The sequence below is a fragment of the Campylobacter sp. P091 genome (assembly GCF_002138935.1).
In the GTDB taxonomy this organism is placed as follows: domain Bacteria; phylum Campylobacterota; class Campylobacteria; order Campylobacterales; family Campylobacteraceae; genus Campylobacter; species Campylobacter devanensis.
This window is the reverse complement of sequence record NZ_MJKZ01000002.1, coordinates 251,935-271,886: the sequence shown is the minus strand read 5'-3', so window position 1 is coordinate 271,886 and position 19,952 is coordinate 251,935. Positions and strand designations below refer to the sequence as shown.

Genomic DNA, 19,952 nt, shown 5'->3' with positions numbered 1-19,952 from the left:
TTTAATTGCTTTTACACTGGATTTGTGGCTTATCAATGCTAATTAATCCAGTGATTGGCTCAAGATTTATATATATGCAGTTGCCATTTTGGTGAGTGAGGCGAATTTGGCATGTAGAGGTAATTAGATTATGCGTGGAGTTATTAGCACTTTTTGGATTACCTTTAAATGGTCGTCCAAGATTATCAAAGCTAATTCTAGTTGAGCCACTTTGAGAACAACCACCTAAAAGCTCTACATCATTTAGGTTAAATTTTTCCATCAAATCTAGCTCATCAGTTGGATTAATGGTAGAGATTCCAGCGTGTGAGACTGATAAAACCTTAGCTGGATTTAGCGGATTTTTAGCAATTTCCTTTCCATCTGGACTTCCGCTATATCCTCCACTATCGCTAAAGATTGAATAATATAATACTTTTTTACCAGCAACTGTTTTAGTGAAGTAAATTTGCCATCTAGATTTAGTCCAGTTTTTATCTTCTGGGTTAAATTTATCATCTGTGAGTGCTAAAAACTGCGTATATCTTATATGGCTAGCAACTTGATTTGCTGCTCGTGCTAGGTCATCATTTTTGAAATTTATGGTTGTGATTGAGAGTAAAACACCAATCACAACCATTACAATTACCAATTCAAATAGGCTAAAAGCTTTTATTTTTTGCATAGATAAAATTTAGCTATGGATTTATTAAATTTATATATTTTTATTTGTTCGCATGATTTTTTATAAGTAGTATCTAAATAATAGTTACCGCCCATTGGAATTCCATAAAATTTTAGCCTTAGAGCTAGATTTGGGTTGGTTGAAATAGCAGTAATTTGGCGATCTTTTAGAGCCTTTGCTAGCTCTTTTGCAATGTCATATTTATAGGCAAAGTGATTTTTAGGATTATCTAGAAAAATATATAAATATTGATGAAAAATAATAGCTAAACTATTTAGTGCTAATGTAACTAAAACAATAATACAAATCAACTTATAAAGTACTCTAAAACGTGGTAAGCGTGATCTATATGAACTAAAAAATGTTCTTACCATTGCTGGTACTAAAATCACACAAAATGGTAAAAATAATTCTAATTCTACACGTTGACGCATAGAAAGAAGCAAGCATACACCAAGGGCAGTTAGGCTAATAAACCATAAAAAACTCTTAATTTCTTTAATACAAATCCTATAAATCGTATATATAAAGTATATAAAAAGCAATGGTGAAAATACCGCAGCAAATACCGCTATTGAGTCTAGGAAATATCCACGTGGTTTTCCGCTAGATTCTAAACCATTTAAATAGTACCACACTATGCAAAAAAATGCGCCAATTATGGCAAATTTTTTATCTCTGCTAAAAAGTCCAAATAGCATAATAGCCAGATAAAGTGCGATGAATGGTTTGCTAAAAAATAGACTCAAAGCCAGTATTAAGCTCATTAAGATATACATTTGTCGTTGCTGTAAAAATACTACAATAAGCGTAATAAATATCGCAATACTAGCTTGATTGATTATTAATGCACTAACTAGTACGCCAGGTAAAAACATATATAAAATTGCAGCTATCACGCAGTCGCTTTGGCGTTTTAGGATTCTTAGAGAAATGATGTAGATTAGTAGTGAGTTTGCAATATGAAGTGTTAAAAATAGACCACGGATTACTATCTCATTATCGCCAAAAATAGAGCTAATATAGCGTAATATAAAACCTAAATTTGAGTTGCTATAATAAATTTGTGCTTCATAATAGCTAATGCTTAATCCGCTCATGCTAAAGATTAAAAGAGCTGAGTTTAAAGCTAGGGCTATAAAAAGCCAAAATATATTAAGCCTTGATATCACGAATCACCAAAATAAAAATTAATGAAATAAAGCTAATAACGCTAAGAAGCCATAAAAAGGCATTCCAGCCAAAAGGCATATAAATAAGTCCAGGGATAAAGCTACCAAGCGCTCCGCCAAAATAGTAAAAGCTTACATAAAGACCATTTGAGATTCCTTTATGTGTTGTAGCCATCTTATTTATAAATCCACTAGCAATAGAGTGGGCTATAAAATTTCCAAGGCAAAAGACTACCATTGCTACAAAAATAAGTCCAAAACTCTCAATCCTAAAAATTTGAATAGCAATGATAAGGGTTATGATTCCAGCTATTATAGCAGTTATTGGACTGCGAAATAGAGCTGTAATTTTTTTAGTATTAAACGCAATTAAAACACCAATTAAATAGCCAATATATAGCATTCCAGCCTTTGATGAATTATAGTTTTCATCAATTCTAGCTAGTTCAAATGGGATAAAGTTAAGCATCGCTTGAAATGTAAAAAATATCCCAAAAATCATTAAAAATATATAAAGATTATGACGAAGCTTTAGAGTATGGATTACATCTATTAAGTGTGGTTTTAGGTAGCTAGCTTTGATATTTTTGCTAAATTTAAGTAGTAAAATTGAAGCAAAAATAGCAACGCAGCCAATAATAAAGAAAAATGGTCTCCAGCCAAATATATCTGTAAAAAATCCACTTAATGCTCGCCCCATAAATCCACCAATAATAGTAACTCCAATATATATACCAATAGCACTTGCTACATTATCTTTTGATGAAATTTGGCTTATATAGCTCATTATTCCAGTTAGCACAGCAGGGATTAGCAACCCTTGAAATCCTCTAATATTTAATAATAAAAAGTATGAATTAGCAAAGCTAAAAATAATCTCGCTAATACCAAGAAGTAAAAACGCTACGACTAAGATATTTTTAATAGCAATTTTTTCAAGTAGATAGCCATAAAATATTCCAGCAAATGCTAGTGGAGTCATTATCGCAGTAGTAAATAGAGCAGCTTGAGTTTTAGATATACCAAGTTCACTTTCAAATATAGGACCAATTGGCTGGGTTGCATAAAGAATACATAGTGTAAGTCCTGTGCAAAAATAATATATTAAAATCTCAGCTCGCATAATCATCTATTCTAAACTTAAATCCCAAAAAAACTCAATCCAATCATCAGCTTCTTTGATAGTAAAATCAGGTAACATCAAAGCTTTTGGCTTATAAAATATAGTAGCTACAGCAATTTCTAAATTTGGATATAATCTACTGATCTCTTTTTTGATAGCTACCATAGATTTGCCACTATCGATAATATCATCTGTAATTAATACTCTTTTGAATTTGCTTAGATCTGGGATATTGTAGATTTTGACAGTATCTAGCTTTGTAGTATTTTCATAATGTATAGAGTTTAGACTAAAACAATCTCTAATATTAAGCGCATTTGCTAAAAAGTGAGCTAGAGTTAATCCACCTCTAGCAATACCTAAAATAACCTCTGGATTAAATTCATCTCTAGCTCTTTTAGCTAAAATTTTGGCATCATGTTCAAATGAGCTAAAATCATAATATGTCATATTTTTAGCCTCCAATTATTGATTTAAATAGATTAGGTGCTGAACTAGCAATAAAGGCAAATAGGCTAATAATAGCTAGTGTACTTACGCCTAAATTTAGATCTTCCCATTTTCTTAGTGCTAATTTAATAATAAAATATGATATAAATCCTACGCTCAATCCTATTGTAATAGAGTATGTAAGTGGCATTAATATCACAGTTAAAAATGTTGAAACGCAAATAGCTGGATCTTTGTAGTTGATTTTGCCAAGTTCACTAAACATTAAAATACCTACCATTACAAGTACTGGATAGATAGCATTAGCTGGAATAGAGCCAAATAGTGGTAAGAAAAATAGGGTAAATATAAAAAACACTCCTATAAATACAGCCGTAAGTCCTGTTCTGCCACCAGCTTCTACACCGCTTGCACTCTCTACACATGTTATAATTGTACTTGTACCTATAATGGCTCCACCCATGCCAGCTATTGCGTCGCTTTCTAAATTTTTGGCTAATTTTTTTTCGCCATCAGCGTGTGTAAATAGATTGGCTCTATTTCCAACTCCAGTAAGGGTGCCAATACTATCAAATAGGTGAGTAACAAATAGTGTTAAAACTGCTGGAAGTAAAGAAATTTTAAGAGCTGAGAGAATATCTAACTCCCCAAAAATTGGAGCGATGCTAACAGGTATCGAGATTATCTCTTTTGGTGTTTCATAAATTCCAAATATCCACGCTCCAATTGATGTTACAGCAATTGCCAAAACAAATCCTCCACGCAGTTTTAAAGTCCAAAATAGTATCATAAATATAATCCCTATAACACCAACTAAAACTTTAGGATCGCTAATATTGCCAATAGCAACTTTAGTATCTGGACTAGCAACTATTAAACCCATTTTAGATAGACCAATAAAACATATAAATGCACCAATACCAGCACTTATAGCACACCTAAGATCTAGTGGGATATTTTTGATAATCCAAAGGCGAAAGTTTGTAAAACTCAAAATGGTAAATATCGCCGAGCTGATAAATATAGCCCCAAGTGCAGTTCGCCATGGAATTTGCATACCAATTACCATGCTATATGTAAAGTAAACATTTAATCCCATTCCCGTGCTTAGTGCTACTGGTGTGTTAGCCCATAAGCCATTAAAAATAGTTGCTAGAATCGTGATAAGGGCTGTCGCTACCAATAAAGCTTCCTTTGGCATACCAGCATCGCTTAAGATAAGCGCATTAATTGGAACTATGTAAAGTATAGCCAAAAATGTAGTAAGAGCTGCATTTAGCTCGGTTTTTACAGTTGTATTGTTTTGTTTGAGCTTAAATATATCCATATTTCTTTCTAATTGTATATTATAAGTTCATTATATAGGCTATCTCTTTGAACTGGTATAAATCCACTTGTTTGAATTAGCTCTATAAATTCTTTTTGACTTTTACCATTTTTACTTGCTGCTCCAGCACTGCTTTGAATACTCTCTTTTTCTATCGTTCCATCTAGATCATCAGCACCAAATTCTTGTGCTACAAGAGCTAAATTTAAAGTAGAAGTAGCCCAGTATGCCTTGATATGATTGATATTATCAAGCAAAATTCTACTAATAGCCATAGTTTTTAATATCTCAACTGAGCCTAAAAATGGGATATTTTTAAGATAGTTATTATCTCTTTGATAGACTAATGGGATAAAAGCATTAAATCCACCGCCGTTATTTAGAGCTAGGGAGCGATCTTGTAGCGAGCGAATTCTAAGGATATGATCGATTCTATGCTCTTTGTTTTCTATATGACCAAATAGCATTGTAGCGTTGCTTTGGCGACCTTTTTGATGCCATAAAGAGTGAATTTTAAGCCAGTTATTACTACTTACTTTGCCTTTGCAGATCTCAGCTCTAATGCCCTCATCAAATATTTCAGCTCCTCCGCCAGGCATACTATCTACACCATACTCAATCATCTTTTCTATCACTTCTTCATAGCTTAAATTATGTTTTCTATGCAAGTAATCAACCTCTGCTGCAGTAAGTGCTTTTATGTGTAAATTTGGATATTTATTTTTTATCATTTTAAATATCTCTAGATACCATTGCCATGATACATTTGGATTGTGAGCAGAGACTATATGTATCTCTTTGGCTCCGTTTAATACGCTTTTATCTACTGTTTCAATAATTTGCTCATAGCTCATTGTATAACTCTTATCAGCGCTTTGTCTATGAGATGAAAAGGCGCAAAATTTACACACATCAGCACATAAATTAGTCGGATTTATATGGCGATTTATATTAAAATATACCTTTTTACCATTTTTAGCTTCTCTGATTTTATTGGCATATTTGCCTAGAGTAAATAGATCTAAATCATAAAGCTTGATACCATCATCAAATTCCAATCTTTGATTGTTTTCTAACTTGTCTATTAAATTCATAATCCTACCTAAAAAATAAAACTTAAATTATATGCAAAAGAGACTTAAAAAGATTTTATTTGCGTTAAATTTAGTCTAATATTACATTTATATTCTTACCCTCTTTAGCATTAATGGCTTTAATGGCTTTTGAGTCTAGTTTAGCTGGAGTTAGGTAGCCATTTTCTACCATTAGCTCGATAGTTGAGCGAAATATTGGCAATGCGCTCCATGAAGCATAGTAGTATGGATATGGCTTCATTGGTTCACGTACTAAAACGCCAATTGTATATTCCTTGCCTTTAGCATCACGGACAAAGCCAAAGAAATTTGCATTATAGCGCTTATCGCTATAACCGCCACTTGTAGCGATATGTGCAGTACCAGTTTTGCCGCCAATTATTAGGCCTGGGATTTGTGTTCTTTTAGCGGTTCCATTAGGACTTTCTACAACTTTGATTAGGATATCTTTCATCTTTTGAGCTTGAGCTTTTGAGAGAATTTGGGTAAACTCTTGTTCTTTGTATTTATAGGTTTTAGAATCTTTTTCTAGATGACTAGCTATGCGTGGTGTAACCATAACACCATCATTTGTGATTGCATTATAGGCGCTTAGAAGCTGTATAAATGTAGCTTGGACGCCATAACCATAGCTTAGCGTGGATTTATATACCTTATTTTTTAGTTTAGAGATTGATGGTATATTGCCAACTTGTTCATAGCTTAGATCTATTCCGCTCTTTTGAGAAAATCCAAATTCTAAAAGACCATTATAAAGTTCAAATTCGCTTAATCTATCTACAATTTGAATCATACCAACATTGGAAGATTCTACGATTACATCTTGGGCGCTTAGGGTATCATTTTTATGACTGTCAGTGATTGTTCGTTTACCTAGTTTATATTTACCACCATAGACATTTATTATCTCAAGCGGATCGATTTTGCCAGCTTTTAAAAGTAGGGCAAAGATAAATGGTTTCATAACTGAACCCATCTCATAAGCGTATTCGCTTGCTGTTGAATTTAGTGATTGGTAATCTTTTTTAGTGATACTTGATGGATTGTATCTAGAGGTAGAAACTAATGAAATTATAGCTCCACTTTTAGCCTCCATAACGCCTATTATAACTTCTTTAGCAATTAGTTCATTCATCTTTGCTACAGCCATTTTTTCTAATATTTTTTGTAGTTTTAATGGAATATTTAGCACGACATTATAGCCATCAATACGGCGAGATAGCTCAGCGTCTTTACTTAAAATTATTGTATTTGCTAGATCTCTTGGTCCTTTTGTTAGCTCATCTTGAGTAGAGGATAACAAGTTATCATATACTTTTTCAATTCCCTTTACTCCTTCAACTTTTGTAATACCATCTATTTCAATCTTTTTAATGTAGCCAATAGCTGGCGTTAAAGCGTCACTTGCCATATATATTCGTCTTTCACCGCTTTCTATAATGCTCATTCCTTGAGTAGAGACTATACCGGTTTTTGGATCTTGATATGCGATAAATACTTTATTTCTATATAGCTTTCTAGCTAACTCTTTTAGATATGCAGCACCCTTGGCATCAATCTCATATGATAGAGTTACTAAGCCTTTTTTTGCTAGGATTTTTCTAATTTTTTTAGGGTCATCACCACTATATAAAGTGTATAGTTTGATAAATAACTCTTTTTTATTTGGATCAATATTTCTAGTATCTACCATCGCTTTAAAGAGTTTTTGACTGCTTGCTAGGCTAAAACCATCTTGGCTTAATATAGAGCCACGCATAGCACTGGTATAGTCGCTACTTTGGAGTTTTGGAAGGCGACGCTCGATACTAGATCGGTAAAATATAACTGTTAAGAATATAAAGATACCAAGAACAATTAGCAAAAATACTACATATACTTTGCTTTGGCTACTATTTTGGCTCATTATAGCTGTGTTCTTGCTATCTCTTTATAAGCGCTTATAGCTTTATTTCTTACTTCTAGCATTAGTTTCATGCTAGTTTCTGCTTTGCCGATTGCAATCGCTGCTTGGTGTAGATCTTTTACTTCTCCAGTTGCTAGATCAGCTACTGCTTTATCAGCTTTTTGTTGGACGTCATTTAGTTCGCCTAGAGTTTTGGTTAAAATATCAGAGAAACTTTGGTCTAGTAAATTATCATTTTTACTACTTTTTTGCTCTAATGGATTTAAATTTGATATATTATTAATGTTCATTCAATTATCCTTTCATCATATCAATAGCACTTGTCGCTATCGCTTTGGCACTTTGAAATGCTGATACATTTGCTTGGTATGCTCTTGTTGCTTCTATTAAATCCGCCATCTCAATGACTGGATTTATGTTTGGTAGCATTACATAACCTTTTTCATTTGCATCTGGGTGAGTTGGATCAAATTTCATTTTAAAATCTTTATCATCACGTACGATTTTATCGACTACCACAGTTGAGATCGCAGGTTTTGGAAATCTTGGCGCATCTGGATCATCTAAAGGATTCTCATTTTCTAAAAAGTCATTTTTAGCATTTAGTTGTTTATTTAGCTCTTTATCAAATTCAATTGCCTTAAATACAACCTCTTTACGGCGGTATGGGCCGCCTTCGGCAGTTCTAGTAGTATTTGCATTAGCTATATTTGAGCTAATTACATTCATTCTAAAGCGTTGCGCACTAAGTCCATATCCACTAATATCAAAATCACTTAAGTATGCCATTATTTATCCTTTATATTTTTCCACTTGCGTCTATTACGCTTTTAAAGATATCGCCATGTTTTTTGCTAGCTGAATCTAGTGCTTGAATCATTAAAACATTTTTACTCATTTCGCTAGTTTCGATATCTAGATCGACAGTATTAGCGTCATTTCTAGCCATATGACCATCTCTTAGATATATAGTTGGAATCTTAACTGATGGAAAATCGATTGCGGCAAAATGTTTATCATTTGTTCTAGCGAGTTCTAATTTTGGCTCACTAGCACCTAGTTTATATACCTCTCTTTTTTTTTCTATTAAAGCGGTTTCAAAATCGATATCTTTAGCTTTATAAAAAGGAGTATCGATATTTGCAATATTGCTAGCTATTAATTGGTTTCTAGCAACCCTACTACCAAGAGCCGAATCTACTAATTGTTTTGATTTGCTAGTACTAAAACCTGCGTACATCATATATCCTTTTTAAATTTATTGCAATACATAAGCAATATTTATTCCAAATTTAACTCTAAATCTTTAAAATTTTCAAATCCGCTTGATTGATTTGATTTTATCTTAAGCAGAGTCAAAAATTCATCCCTAGCTAAATCCTGAGCTCCCATAAATTTAAGATGAGGATTCATTACTTGTGCATCTATGATAAAATCATATTTTGCCAAGGTTTTAGCTAGTGTTACTAGGGCTACTTTGGAGGCATTTTTGCCTTTACTAATCATACTTTCACCACAAAAAATCTTACCAAAAATCAGCCCATAAAGTCCGCCAATAAGCTCATCATTATAATAGACTTCCACACTGTGAGCGTAGCCTAATTCGTGCATCTTAATATAGCTATCTACAACATTTTGATCTATCCAAGTTGGCTCATTTTGTTCTCTATGAGTTTTGCAAAAATTTATAAAATTTGCAAAATTATAATCAAATTTAACTCTATAATCCCTTAAAAATGGTTTTAAACTCTTTTGAATTTTAATATTTTGTGGATAAAATATTGCCCTTGGGTCGGGGCTATGCCAAAATATCACCCCATCACACGGCCATGGAAAAATACCATGCATATACGCATCAAGTAAAATTTCACTACTTAGGTTACCACCATATGCTAGTGGAGCGTCTTTTGGAGCAGTTAATGGATTTGGAAAAATAGAGTTCATTAGCTATTTTGCTTGGATAAATTTAAACTCAAACTCACTGCCATTAAAATCAATATTGGCAGTACCACCATTTTTTAAAGCACCAAAAAGCAGCTCTTTGGATAGCTTAAGATTGATTTTATCTTTAATAGTTCGTTTAAGATTTCTAGCGCCAAATTCGCTACTATATCCAAGTTTAATAATCTCATTAATCGCATTTTTGCTAATAGATATAGAGATTTTTTTGGCTGATAGCTCTAGCTCTTTTATCTCTTTTTGGACTATTTTTTCTAAGACTTCGTGGCTTAGAGTGTTGAAATTTATAATCTTATCAATTCTATTTCTAAACTCCGCAGCAAAAAATCCCTTCACAGCTCTATCTGTTTTATCGCTATCATCTTTATTAAAGCCCATAATCGGTGCTTCTTTGGTGCCCAAATTTGAGCTCATTATGATAATTGTATTTTTAAAATCACTCTTATTTCCACTTGCATCACTTAGAGTTGCGCTATCAAAAATCTGTAAAAATATATTTAATAGCTCTGGATGAGCCTTCTCAATCTCATCAAACAAAATCACGCTATAAGGGTGCTTTTTAACCATATTTGTAAGCATTCCGCCATTTTCAAATCCTATATATCCAGGAGGTGCGCCAATGAGCTTAGCTACGGCGTGTTTCTCCATATATTCGCTCATATCAAATCTCTCAAAATGGATATTTAAAGCATTTGCTAGCTCTTTTGCTAACTCAGTTTTACCCACACCGCTACTTCCAGTAAATAAAAATACACCAATTGGCCTATTTGGCTCATTTAATCCTGCGTATGATGTGATTAAAGCGTCATTTAAGCTCTTTATAGCTAGGTCTTGGCCAAATATTTTTTGGTTTAATATAGTGGATAGATTTTTTAAAATTTGAGTGTTATCAGAGCTTGTTTGGATATTTGAGATATTGGCTATTTTAGAGACAATTTCATTGATTTTGGCTTTTGTTACGCTTTTTTTATTCTCGATATTTGCCGATGCGCCAGCCTCATCAATGATATCTATAGCGCTATCAGGCAGAAATTTGTCAGTTAGATATCTCTTAGCCATCTCTATACTTTGGCTTAAAATTTCATCGCTATATTTGACATTATGAAATTTCTCATAAGTTGGCCTTAAGCCTTTTAATATCTCTAAGGTCTCTTCTTTGCTTGGTTCGGCGACATCTATTTTATTAAATCTACGAAGCAAGGCTCTATCTTTATTGAAATTTCTAAACTCGCTATAAGTAGTTGCGCCAATACACCTTATATCACCATTTGCTAAGTGTGGTTTTAAGATATTTGCCGCATCTTGGCCATTGTCATTGCTCCCTGTGTTTAGGATAGTGTGAATTTCATCTATGAAAATTATATGATTTTTATTATCTTTTAAGCGATTTATAATCTCTTTTAATCTCTCTTCAAACTCACCCCTATACTTCGCTCCAGCTAAAATAGCAAAGATATCTAAGCTAAAAATCACGCTATCTTTTAATCTATCAGGAACCTTTCCATCTACTATTCTTTGGGCTATTCCTTGGACTATTGCGGTTTTACCAACTCCAGCTTCGCCTACAAAAATCGGATTATTTTTCTTATGTCGGCATAGAATTTGAAGAGCTTTGTCAATCTCTTTATCTCTATTTATCACAGGGTCTATTTGATGATTTTTGACTAATTCATTTAAATTTGTAGCTACAGATAGTAGCTCATTATCATCTAAATTTAATCCGTGAAATTCAAGTAGTTGATAGGCTTGTGAGTTTTTATCGCTCAAAATTTCATCCAAAAAATCTTCAATTCCAAAATTTTCCTCAGCAGTAATGCTAGAGAATAATTCACTAAGCTTATGAGTAAGAATTGGTGGCTTTTTTTCGCTAGATTTTGGAGACTCTTTGAGTATATTTATTAGATCATTTCTTAAAGCTATAACATCATTAATACCGATATTTTCTAGAATTTTTATAAATTCCTTATCAAATGTTAGAGCATATAAAATATGTTCGGTACTAATATACTCATGCGATTCGCTTAAAGCTAGATCGTTTGCTTGTTTTATTGATATTGCTAGATTTTGTTCTATCATTGATCCTCTTTTATAACGCATTTTAATGGAAATCCATTTGCCTTAGCTAGGCTTAGGGTTTGGTTTTGCTTGGTTTGTGCGATCTCTTTTGTGTAAATTCCGCAAACAGCGCTACCATTTTTATGAATTTTCATCATCAATTCTATAGCTTGCTTTAGCTCTTTATTGAAAATTTCACAAAGCACCATCACTACAAAATCCATTGTAGTTACATCATCATTTAATAAAATCACCTTAAAAAGAGTTGGTTTAAACTCTTTTAATTTGGTTTTTGTGTTAAGGCTTCTTTTAGTTTGCATTTAAGATCTTATCTATATCTTGGCTAATTGTGTTGGTGCTAACTTCACCTAGATAGAATTTATTTCCAACTGCTGTGCCATTTATATTGTCGCTTAAACTTTGGTAAATGCCATCTTTTAAGACCACTTTAAATGGTATAGATAGCGCTCTATTGTAGTTTATGTCATTTAGAGCTTGATCTATAATCTTGCTATTTTCTTTTGAATTTGCTATGAAGTAATAGGCGTTATATTTTTTACTAAAATTTTCTAAAACATACTCATCACTTACATCTTCAAAGTGAATTAACCCAATTATCATAAATTTATCTGCGTTTTTAAGCTGAAAATCCATCAAATGTGGAGCCTCTTTTTGGCATGGGGCGCAGTAAGTTCCAAATATATCAAGCATTAGAATTTTATCGCTATCTTTTAGTTTAAAGCCATTTTCAGTGCGAATTATCGTAGCTTTAGTGCCGATTATACTGGTTAATTCTATCTCATCGCCTGTTTTATAATAGTTTGATTGTTCTATTTGAGTTTGAGTTGTCTTATCTTGATTACACCCATTAAGTGCGAAAAGTGCTATTAAAAATAGGGCTATAAATTTAATATTTTTCATATTTTATCCTTTATAAATATCTTTTTAGAGCGGCTCTAGCTTCTAAATTTGCTTGTTTTTCTTTGAGAGCTTCTCTTTTATCGTGTAAATTTTTGCCTTTGGCTAGGGCGATATTTGCTTTGACTATATTTTTGTGATTTAGATATAGACTTAAAACTACGATTGTTAGCCCATCGGTGCTAACTTTGCCAAGGAGTTTATCTATCTGTTTGCGGTGCATAAGGAGCTTTCTAGGCGATCTCTCATCAGGGCGAAAGTGTGAGTGAGCAGTTTGTAGATGGCTTATGTGTGCGTTTAGCAAAAATAGCTCACCTTTGATGATTCTTACAAAGCTATCTTTTAAATTTGCTCTACCAGCACGAAGTGCCTTGACTTCGCTACCTTGTAAGACTATGCCGGCTTCAAAGCTTTCTATAATTGTATAATCATGAAGTGCTTTTTTATTTTTTGCTAGATCTTTTCCCATTTTGATACTTTTTATAGTTTGTAAGCTTAGAATCATAGCTAAATATTATGAATTTAGTATAAATAAGAGTGCCTTTATAGCACTCTTATTGTTATTTTTTATAATTTTTGACAAACTCAGCTATACGCTCAATACCACGCTTTAAACTATCTAAATCACATGCAAAGCTAACTCTAAAATATCCATCCATACCAAATCCCACGCCAGGAACTGTAGCTACTAGACTTTTTTCTAGGAGTTCTTGGCAAAATTTCATTGAGTCAGGCTCTACATTTTTACAGTTTATAAATAGATAAAATGCTCCATCTGGACATACTACACTTAAATTTTCTATATCATTTATAGCTTTTACAGCATAATCTCTACGCTCTATAAATTTACTTTTCATATACTCTATATCAGCATCAGCTTCTCCTAGTAGCGCTGGTATAGCTCCAGCTTGAACTATGCTTGAGATATTGCTAGTGCTTTGGCTTTGAAGTTTTCTAACAGCTTTATTTAACTCATCAATATTACTAGCCATATATCCAAATCTCCACCCTGGCATTGCTCCACATTTGCTTAAACCATTTATTGTAATTGTTCTTTTAAACATATCATCGCTAATTGCTGCAGCTGCTATAAACTCACCACTATATGTAAGTTTTTCATAAATTTCATCGCTAACTACTAAGATATCGCTACCTTCTAATACTTTGCCAATCTCTTCAAGTTCAGCTTTGCTATATACGCCACCGCATGGATTGCTTGGGCTATTTAGCACTATTGCTCTTGTTTTTGGAGTGATTGCTGATTTGATTTGGCTAGCTGTTAATTTAAATTTATTATCTTCACTTGTTTCAATTATAACTGGAGTACCACCACAATATTTTACTATTTCAGGATAGCTTACCCAGTATGGAGATGGAATTATAACTTCATCTCCATGATTGATAATGCATGAAAATAGATTAAATAAAGAGTGTTTGGCACCTACATTTGTAATAATTTGATTTGGTTTGTAGTTTAGATTATTATCTCTTTTTAGCTTTGTAGCAATAGCTTCTAAGACCTCAGGTGTACCAGGGACTGCAGTATATTTACCACAACCTTTATCCAAAGCTAATTTTACTGCATTTTTGATAACTTCTGGTGTATCAAAATCAGGCTCTCCAGCACTAAAGCTAATAACATCAAGCCCAGCAGCTTTCATCTCTTTGGCTTTTGAGCTAATTGCGATTGTAAGACTCTCGCTTAGAACTGAAATTCTTTTAGATAATAACATTTTTACTCCTTTATTGATTTAATATACTCTTGATATTTTTTGTCTAATACTATTTTATCACTTCCTTGGCATCCAAGATTTTCTATGCGATCTATTAGATAGATTAGCAATTCTTTTGTGATATCTGGTAACTTATTGTGTTCAAATGGACGATTATCACTGCTAATGCATTTAGCCGGAATTCCTACAGCCGTAGAGTGTGGTGGTACGTCTTTTACTACAACTGAATTTGCACCAATTTTTGAGCCAGTTCCTATGGTGATATTGCCTAAAATTTTAGCTCCAGCACCGACAACTACGCCATTTTCTAATGTAGGATGGCGTTTGCCTTTATCTAGACTTACCCCACCTAAGGTAACTCCTTGATAAATCAAGCAATCATCGCCAACTATAGTTGTCTCACCAATTACTATTCCAGTAGCATGATCAATAAATACTCTTCTGCCAATAATTGCTGCTGGGTGTAGATCAACTCTGGTTAAAAAATTACTAATTCCAGCAAGTATTCTGGCTAATTTATGCCACTTTTTATTCCATAAAATATGGATAATTCTATGATTGACTACTGCCCATACTCCAGGATAATTAAAGATAAGATCTATGCAGCTACGATATGCTGGATCTTGTACTTTAGGCTGAGATAAATCCTCTTTAATAATTTGAAAAATATCCATCATTAGCCTATGGTTTTTAGATATCCATTATCGTTTAAGAATAGATATAGTTCGCCTAGAATGTGCTTTTTTTGTTTTTCATCTACTAGTGTTGAATTTTCTATTCGTTCATTTAAAGTATCTCTAATAGCATGTATATCATAGTCTAAATCCTCTAATATATCCATAACAGATTGAGATTCTAAAATATTTTTTATCTCATAATTGCCCTCTTCATTGATGATTATTGTAGCTTCAGTAGGGTGGGTAAAGAGATTGTGTTTCATTCCAAGAACCTCTTGATAAGCCCCAACAAGGAAAAATCCTAAAAAATAATCCTCTTTTTCTAAATCAACATCATGCAAGAATAGCGGATTTTTGGTCGCATCAAAGCTAATTTCGCCATCGCTATCACAAGTAATATCCCAAATAGATGCTGATAGGGTAGGGCGTTCATCTAATCTATCAAGTGGCATTACAGGGAAGTTTTGTCCAAGTCCCCAAAAATCAGGCAAGCTTTGAAACATTGAAAAATTAACCAAATATCTCTCTTGCACCTCTTCTTGAATTTTTAAAAGCTCTGCATAATTTTGTTTATTTCCTAAAAGCGAGATTGCTTTTTTCATAATTAAATGAACTAAAATTTCGCTATTTGATCTATCTTGTAAATCTACATAGCCTAAATCAAATAGAGTAAGAACACTCTCCATATGATCGATTGCATCGTGGAGATACTCTATGGCATTGCTTGGCTTTATACTTCTATATAGATCATATAATTCACTAATTAGTGGAGGATTGTTCTCTTTTAATATTAGTTTTTCTTCTGTATATTCTTGACTAAATAGCTCAAGTACAGGAGCTACTAATACAGCATGAGATGCAGCTATATATCTACCACTTTCTATAAATATATCAGGTTCAATCTCATTTTTTTGATTAGCAATGCTTTTTAGTAAAAACACAACATCATTTGCATACTCTTTAAGTGTGTAATTTCTGCTTGGATTATCTTTAAATTGTGAATATTCAATAGCCAAACCGCCGCCTAAATTTATAGCTTTTAGAGATTTTGCTCCCATTTTACGAAGTTCTGCGTATATATTTCCAGCTTCTATAAGAGCTTTTTTGAGCGGATGAATTTCATTTATTTGACTTCCAATATGAAAATGAATCATAGTAAATTGCTCAATTAGGTTATTTTCTTTTAGTAAATTTACTGCTTCAATAAGCTCTGTTGATGTTAAGCCAAATTTGGAATTTATCCCGCCACTTTTAGCCCAAACGCCTGTACCACTGCTATGAAGTCTGATTCTAAGGCCGATATTTGGCTTTGGTTTAAATCTCTCTTTGGCAGTAGAGATTATCGATTTTAGCTCATTTAATCCCTCTATTGTAAGAGTGATATTATGTCCCATCTCAGCAGCGATAAAACCAATATCAATTAGCTCATTATCTTTAAATCCATTTACGGTAATTGGCGCTCCATAGTTATTATAGGCCATAGCTAGTAGCAACTCAGCCTTTGAGCCAGCCTCTAATCCATATCCATAGCTTTCTCCAATTTTAACTAGATTTTCTACAAATCCTGGATATTGATTTACCTTTAATGGATATACAGCATTAAAGTTGCCACTATAGCCAAATTCTTTTTTAGCTCTTTCAAAGCTAGAGTATACCTGTACAATTTGTTTTTTAATAAGGTGTGGAAATCTTAGTAAAAGTGGTCCACGATAACCATCATTTCTAATATCTTTTACGATATCAATAAGTGCTGGTTTTAAGTCGCTATTTAAGCAGACTTTGCCACTATCAGTGATAAAATTTGAATCTCCCCACAGGCTTAGTCCATAGTCGTGTGTCATATTTCACCCTCCAAATTTGCTATAGATATTCGTTTTTCATCTTTTGTTTGTAGATTTTTGTACCAAATTTGACCTTGGCTAAACTCATCATCGCCAAGACATAAAAATATCTCAAATCCCTTTTTATCAGCTATATTTAGATGTTTATTTGGGCTTTTGGCTTCATATGAAATTTCGGTTATATATCTTTTTCTTAGAGTTTGAGCGATTTTGTAAATTTCATCAATTAAATTTGGATTTAAAGTACAGATATAGATACCTTGACGGATATTTTGCGACTCTTTTTGCTTTAAAATCTCCATAATTCTCTCAATACCCATAGCCCAGCCAACTGCTGGAGTAGGTTTGCCATCTAGATATTCACAGAGTTTATCATATCTACCGCCGCCTGCTACGGCACTTTGAGAGCCAATATCATCACTGATAAACTCAAAGGCAGTTTTGCAGTAGTAATCAAGTCCACGTACGAGTTTTGGATCGATTTGAAATTCAACTCCATTTGCTCTTAAAATCTCTTGAAGTTTATTAAAATCATCGTTACAAATTTGATTTAAATTTTGAGTAATAAGCGGAGCATCTTTTAAGATATTTTGACAACTCTGGCTTTTGCAATCAAGTATCCTAATAGGGTTAGTATCAAGTCTTCTTAAGCAATCATCACATAAATTTTCTTTATTATTTTCAACAAATTTAACTAATTTTTCTTTATATGCTGGCATACATTGACTATCGCCTAGCGAGTTGATTTTTAGTGTGGTTTTAATTTTAAGCCTATTTAAAATCTCATTTAACATTAAAATTACAGATGCATCCTCATATACACTTGATTCCCCAAAGCACTCTACGCCAAATTGATGAAATTCTCTTAGACGTCCACGCTGAGGACGCTCATATCTAAACATACTACCGTGATAAAAATATCTTTTAACCCCACCAGCTCTATCAAATTTATTCTCTATAAATGCTCTTACGACTCCAGCAGTTCCTTCAGGGCGAAGACAGACATCATTGCCGCCTTTATCTATAAATTGATACATCTCTTTACCAACTATATCGCTACTTTGGCCAACACTTCGCTTAAATAGTGCGGTCTCTTCTAGTTTTGGTGTTTCGCAAAACTCATAGCCATAGTTTTTAACCACAGCTTCACAGGTATCAATTATAAATTTATATAGTTTTCCATCGTTTTCAAGTAGGTCTTTCATACCACGAAGAGCATTAATCATATAAATTTCCTTATTTTATTATGTATAATTTCTGGGCTTAGTGAGGCATCGATCTCTAAGACTTCAAATTTTAAATCGGCGAATATTATACTCATAAATCCTTGAACTCTCATTAAATACTCAATTCCGCGACTTTCAATATCATCATTTTGACCTCTACTAAAAAGCCTTTGACGGATTAAATTCTCATTTGCTTTTAAAAATACAAATTTATCTCCAAAATCTGAACAAAGCGCAAATTTATTTAGTTCAATTAAGGTTTTTATATCTAGATTATCATCATTTGCCATAGCATATGCAAGACCAGATACAAAGCTTCTATCGCTTAAAATCAAATTTCCATAATTGGGTTTTAAAACTTTTTCATAATGCTCGGCACGATCTGCTAAAAATAGAAAAATTTCTGCTCTTTGTGATATTTTACTTGCACTACTCATTAAATAATTTCTAATCATCAATCCAAGCTCTGTGCCACCTGGCTCTTTAGTTATTATAGCATCTTTGTAAATCTCTTTTAGCAGATTTATTTGAGTAGATTTACCAGCTCCATCGACACCTTCAAAATTAATTAGCATATTCTTCCTTTATTTTTTTATATACTTTAGATGGGACAAGTGAACTAATATCACCATCGTGGCGTAAAACTGAGCGGACAATAGAACTAGAAATAAAGGCATTTTTAAGACTTGGCATAAAATAAATCGTCTCAAATTCGCTCCACAACGAAGCATTTGCATAACCAATTTGTAATTCATATTCAAAATCACTCACAGCTCTTAGACCTCGCACAACAGTATTAATATTTTGTGATTTAGCAAAATCGATTAAGAGATTATTAAATCCTGTAACCTCAACACTAGATAGTTCCTTAGTCGCTAAGCGGGCAAGTTCGATTCGTTGATCGTAGTTAAAATACGGCTTTTTAGACTCATTTAGTGCTACTGCTACAATAACTCTATCAAAGACATTACAAGCTCGTCTAATAACATCTAGATGACCATTAGTGATAGGATCAAAGGTTCCTGGATATATGCATGATTTCATTTTTACCTCTATTTTATGATGACTTGGTTTTTGCCTACTACTTGGGCTTTTAGGGTTTGATTATTTTGGTTTTTAACACTGATTATTTGTCCGATATTGCCGTCATTGAGTGCGGTTACTAATATTTCTACTTTTAAAGATCCATCTTCTATAATAGCAGTGATCTTATCACCTTTTTTGACATCGCTTAGGGTTTTAAATTGGCGATTAGTTAGAATTTTGCCACGCTTGATTTTGCTTTTAGTTATAAGTTGGTGATTTGATGGATTTATGATAGCTTGCTTATCATAATCCTTTAGACTTACAAATTTTTGTTTATAATCACTTAAATTTAGTATATGATCTCGCCCAATGTCTTTGGTAGCAACTAATACTGGGAGCTTAAAATCGATTTTGAATTTATAAAATATACTTTTACTGGTAGAATTTGGTGTAGTATAGACTGCTCTAAATGTTCCACTATCATCACGTAAGCCAAGCAAGATAATATTTTTTAATTTTAACTCATTAAAATTTACTGGTAGTTCATTGTGATTATCTATATTAATAGAATTTATCTTAGCTGATGGAAATTCATCATAAATAGCCTTATGAAGTTCATCAATTAAAGAGCTACTAAAAAGAGGAATAGAAAAAATAAGAAGTAAAAAAATGGAGCGGGAAACGAGATTCGAACTCGCGACCCCAACCTTGGCAAGGTTGTGCTCTACCCCTGAGCTATTCCCGCATTTTGTTGAATTGAAGTAGAATGATACCATATTTT

22 protein-coding genes and 1 tRNA gene are annotated in these 19,952 nt (G+C 33.0%); all 23 read right to left on the bottom strand.

Features of this window, described 5'->3' with window-relative positions; translation table 11 throughout:
• Window position 1: 1 nt before the first annotated feature.
• Window positions 2-664, bottom strand: a complete 663-nt coding sequence (locus tag CIGNP91_RS03350; protein WP_086224300.1) for a pilus assembly FimT family protein — start codon at window positions 662-664, stop codon at window positions 2-4.
• The gene (locus CIGNP91_RS03345; protein ID WP_180383205.1) at window positions 652-1,836 is read right to left on the bottom strand and encodes a hypothetical protein; all 1,185 of its coding nucleotides are present in this window, start codon (window positions 1,834-1,836) and stop codon (window positions 652-654) included. The genes CIGNP91_RS03350 and CIGNP91_RS03345 overlap by 13 nt, the downstream gene beginning before the upstream one ends.
• Window positions 1,820-2,965 carry an MFS transporter gene (locus CIGNP91_RS03340; RefSeq protein WP_236848364.1) on the bottom strand — a complete coding sequence of 382 codons (1,146 nt, stop codon included), beginning with the start codon at window positions 2,963-2,965 and terminating at the stop codon, window positions 1,820-1,822. Before CIGNP91_RS03340 ends, CIGNP91_RS03345 begins: the two co-directional genes overlap by 17 nt.
• On the bottom strand, window positions 2,966-3,409 hold the full coding sequence (locus CIGNP91_RS03335; RefSeq protein ID WP_086253375.1) for a phosphoribosyltransferase: 444 nt from the start codon (window positions 3,407-3,409) through the stop codon (window positions 2,966-2,968).
• A gap of 4 nt (window positions 3,410-3,413) precedes the next feature.
• Complete coding sequence (locus CIGNP91_RS03330) at window positions 3,414-4,736, bottom strand: NCS2 family permease (protein WP_086253374.1); 1,323 nt, start codon at window positions 4,734-4,736, stop codon at window positions 3,414-3,416.
• Between the two features lie 8 nt (window positions 4,737-4,744).
• Complete coding sequence (mqnE, locus tag CIGNP91_RS03325; protein WP_180383209.1) at window positions 4,745-5,833, bottom strand: aminofutalosine synthase MqnE; 1,089 nt, start codon at window positions 5,831-5,833, stop codon at window positions 4,745-4,747.
• Window positions 5,834-5,900: 67 nt separating this feature from the next.
• Window positions 5,901-7,736: a peptidoglycan D,D-transpeptidase FtsI family protein gene (locus CIGNP91_RS03320; RefSeq protein ID WP_086253372.1), complete on the bottom strand. Its 1,836-nt coding sequence runs from the start codon at window positions 7,734-7,736 to the stop codon at window positions 5,901-5,903.
• The gene (gene fliE / locus CIGNP91_RS03315; protein WP_086224311.1) at window positions 7,736-8,026 is read right to left on the bottom strand and encodes a flagellar hook-basal body complex protein FliE; all 291 of its coding nucleotides are present in this window, start codon (window positions 8,024-8,026) and stop codon (window positions 7,736-7,738) included. Before fliE ends, CIGNP91_RS03320 begins: the two co-directional genes overlap by 1 nt.
• A gap of 4 nt (window positions 8,027-8,030) precedes the next feature.
• Complete coding sequence (gene flgC / locus CIGNP91_RS03310; RefSeq protein WP_086227907.1) at window positions 8,031-8,525, bottom strand: flagellar basal body rod protein FlgC; 495 nt, start codon at window positions 8,523-8,525, stop codon at window positions 8,031-8,033.
• A gap of 10 nt (window positions 8,526-8,535) precedes the next feature.
• The gene (gene flgB, locus CIGNP91_RS03305; protein ID WP_086224315.1) at window positions 8,536-8,976 is read right to left on the bottom strand and encodes a flagellar basal body rod protein FlgB; all 441 of its coding nucleotides are present in this window, start codon (window positions 8,974-8,976) and stop codon (window positions 8,536-8,538) included.
• Between the two features lie 41 nt (window positions 8,977-9,017).
• The gene (gene aat, locus CIGNP91_RS03300) at window positions 9,018-9,680 is read right to left on the bottom strand and encodes a leucyl/phenylalanyl-tRNA--protein transferase (RefSeq protein WP_086253371.1); all 663 of its coding nucleotides are present in this window, start codon (window positions 9,678-9,680) and stop codon (window positions 9,018-9,020) included.
• A 3-nt stretch (window positions 9,681-9,683) separates the two neighbouring features.
• Window positions 9,684-11,771 carry an AAA family ATPase gene (locus tag CIGNP91_RS03295; RefSeq protein WP_086253370.1) on the bottom strand — a complete coding sequence of 696 codons (2,088 nt, stop codon included), beginning with the start codon at window positions 11,769-11,771 and terminating at the stop codon, window positions 9,684-9,686.
• Window positions 11,768-12,070 (bottom strand): ATP-dependent Clp protease adaptor ClpS, encoded by a 303-nt coding sequence (locus CIGNP91_RS03290; protein ID WP_086253369.1) that lies wholly within the window; start codon window positions 12,068-12,070, stop codon window positions 11,768-11,770. Before CIGNP91_RS03290 ends, CIGNP91_RS03295 begins: the two co-directional genes overlap by 4 nt.
• On the bottom strand, window positions 12,060-12,671 hold the full coding sequence (locus tag CIGNP91_RS03285) for a thioredoxin (RefSeq protein WP_086253368.1): 612 nt from the start codon (window positions 12,669-12,671) through the stop codon (window positions 12,060-12,062). Before CIGNP91_RS03285 ends, CIGNP91_RS03290 begins: the two co-directional genes overlap by 11 nt.
• A gap of 10 nt (window positions 12,672-12,681) precedes the next feature.
• On the bottom strand, window positions 12,682-13,137 hold the full coding sequence (gene smpB / locus CIGNP91_RS03280; RefSeq protein ID WP_086227911.1) for an SsrA-binding protein SmpB: 456 nt from the start codon (window positions 13,135-13,137) through the stop codon (window positions 12,682-12,684).
• 91 nt (window positions 13,138-13,228) lie between these two features.
• Window positions 13,229-14,401: a pyridoxal phosphate-dependent aminotransferase gene (locus CIGNP91_RS03275; protein WP_086229097.1), complete on the bottom strand. Its 1,173-nt coding sequence runs from the start codon at window positions 14,399-14,401 to the stop codon at window positions 13,229-13,231.
• Between the two features lie 2 nt (window positions 14,402-14,403).
• The gene (cysE, locus tag CIGNP91_RS03270; protein ID WP_086238833.1) at window positions 14,404-15,075 is read right to left on the bottom strand and encodes a serine O-acetyltransferase; all 672 of its coding nucleotides are present in this window, start codon (window positions 15,073-15,075) and stop codon (window positions 14,404-14,406) included.
• Window positions 15,076-15,077: 2 nt separating this feature from the next.
• Window positions 15,078-16,919 (bottom strand): biosynthetic arginine decarboxylase, encoded by a 1,842-nt coding sequence (speA, locus tag CIGNP91_RS03265; RefSeq protein WP_086229096.1) that lies wholly within the window; start codon window positions 16,917-16,919, stop codon window positions 15,078-15,080.
• Complete coding sequence (hisS, locus tag CIGNP91_RS03260) at window positions 16,916-18,145, bottom strand: histidine--tRNA ligase (RefSeq protein WP_086253367.1); 1,230 nt, start codon at window positions 18,143-18,145, stop codon at window positions 16,916-16,918. The genes speA and hisS overlap by 4 nt, the downstream gene beginning before the upstream one ends.
• Window positions 18,142-18,720: a dTMP kinase gene (gene tmk / locus CIGNP91_RS03255; RefSeq protein ID WP_086253366.1), complete on the bottom strand. Its 579-nt coding sequence runs from the start codon at window positions 18,718-18,720 to the stop codon at window positions 18,142-18,144. Before tmk ends, hisS begins: the two co-directional genes overlap by 4 nt.
• Window positions 18,710-19,189: a pantetheine-phosphate adenylyltransferase gene (coaD, locus tag CIGNP91_RS03250; RefSeq protein WP_086224338.1), complete on the bottom strand. Its 480-nt coding sequence runs from the start codon at window positions 19,187-19,189 to the stop codon at window positions 18,710-18,712. The genes tmk and coaD overlap by 11 nt, the downstream gene beginning before the upstream one ends.
• Before the next feature lie 8 nt (window positions 19,190-19,197).
• On the bottom strand, window positions 19,198-19,671 hold the full coding sequence (gene flgA, locus CIGNP91_RS03245) for a flagellar basal body P-ring formation chaperone FlgA (RefSeq protein WP_179187357.1): 474 nt from the start codon (window positions 19,669-19,671) through the stop codon (window positions 19,198-19,200).
• Between the two features lie 170 nt (window positions 19,672-19,841).
• Window positions 19,842-19,916, bottom strand: a tRNA-Gly gene (locus CIGNP91_RS03240).
• Window positions 19,917-19,952 lie beyond the last annotated feature (36 nt).

Excerpts from the sequence above, each read along its gene's own strand:
- CIGNP91_RS03350 (WP_086224300.1), bottom strand. The coding sequence starts at position 664 with ATGCAAAAAATAAAAGCTTTTAGCCTATTTGAATTGGTAATTGTAATG.
- CIGNP91_RS03340 (WP_236848364.1), bottom strand. The coding sequence starts at position 2,965 with ATGATTATGCGAGCTGAGATTTTAATATATTATTTTTGCACAGGACTT.
- CIGNP91_RS03335 (WP_086253375.1), bottom strand. The coding sequence starts at position 3,409 with ATGACATATTATGATTTTAGCTCATTTGAACATGATGCCAAAATTTTA.
- CIGNP91_RS03330 (WP_086253374.1), bottom strand. The coding sequence starts at position 4,736 with ATGGATATATTTAAGCTCAAACAAAACAATACAACTGTAAAAACCGAG.
- CIGNP91_RS03320 (WP_086253372.1), bottom strand. The coding sequence starts at position 7,736 with ATGAGCCAAAATAGTAGCCAAAGCAAAGTATATGTAGTATTTTTGCTA.
- fliE (WP_086224311.1), bottom strand. The coding sequence starts at position 8,026 with ATGAACATTAATAATATATCAAATTTAAATCCATTAGAGCAAAAAAGT.
- flgC (WP_086227907.1), bottom strand. The coding sequence starts at position 8,525 with ATGGCATACTTAAGTGATTTTGATATTAGTGGATATGGACTTAGTGCG.
- flgB (WP_086224315.1), bottom strand. The coding sequence starts at position 8,976 with ATGTACGCAGGTTTTAGTACTAGCAAATCAAAACAATTAGTAGATTCG.
- aat (WP_086253371.1), bottom strand. The coding sequence starts at position 9,680 with ATGAACTCTATTTTTCCAAATCCATTAACTGCTCCAAAAGACGCTCCA.
- CIGNP91_RS03295 (WP_086253370.1), bottom strand. The coding sequence starts at position 11,771 with ATGATAGAACAAAATCTAGCAATATCAATAAAACAAGCAAACGATCTA.
- CIGNP91_RS03290 (WP_086253369.1), bottom strand. The coding sequence starts at position 12,070 with ATGCAAACTAAAAGAAGCCTTAACACAAAAACCAAATTAAAAGAGTTT.
- CIGNP91_RS03285 (WP_086253368.1), bottom strand. The coding sequence starts at position 12,671 with ATGAAAAATATTAAATTTATAGCCCTATTTTTAATAGCACTTTTCGCA.
- smpB (WP_086227911.1), bottom strand. The coding sequence starts at position 13,137 with ATGGGAAAAGATCTAGCAAAAAATAAAAAAGCACTTCATGATTATACA.
- CIGNP91_RS03275 (WP_086229097.1), bottom strand. The coding sequence starts at position 14,401 with ATGTTATTATCTAAAAGAATTTCAGTTCTAAGCGAGAGTCTTACAATC.
- cysE (WP_086238833.1), bottom strand. The coding sequence starts at position 15,075 with ATGGATATTTTTCAAATTATTAAAGAGGATTTATCTCAGCCTAAAGTA.
- speA (WP_086229096.1), bottom strand. The coding sequence starts at position 16,919 with ATGACACACGACTATGGACTAAGCCTGTGGGGAGATTCAAATTTTATC.
- hisS (WP_086253367.1), bottom strand. The coding sequence starts at position 18,145 with ATGATTAATGCTCTTCGTGGTATGAAAGACCTACTTGAAAACGATGGA.
- tmk (WP_086253366.1), bottom strand. The coding sequence starts at position 18,720 with ATGCTAATTAATTTTGAAGGTGTCGATGGAGCTGGTAAATCTACTCAA.
- coaD (WP_086224338.1), bottom strand. The coding sequence starts at position 19,189 with ATGAAATCATGCATATATCCAGGAACCTTTGATCCTATCACTAATGGT.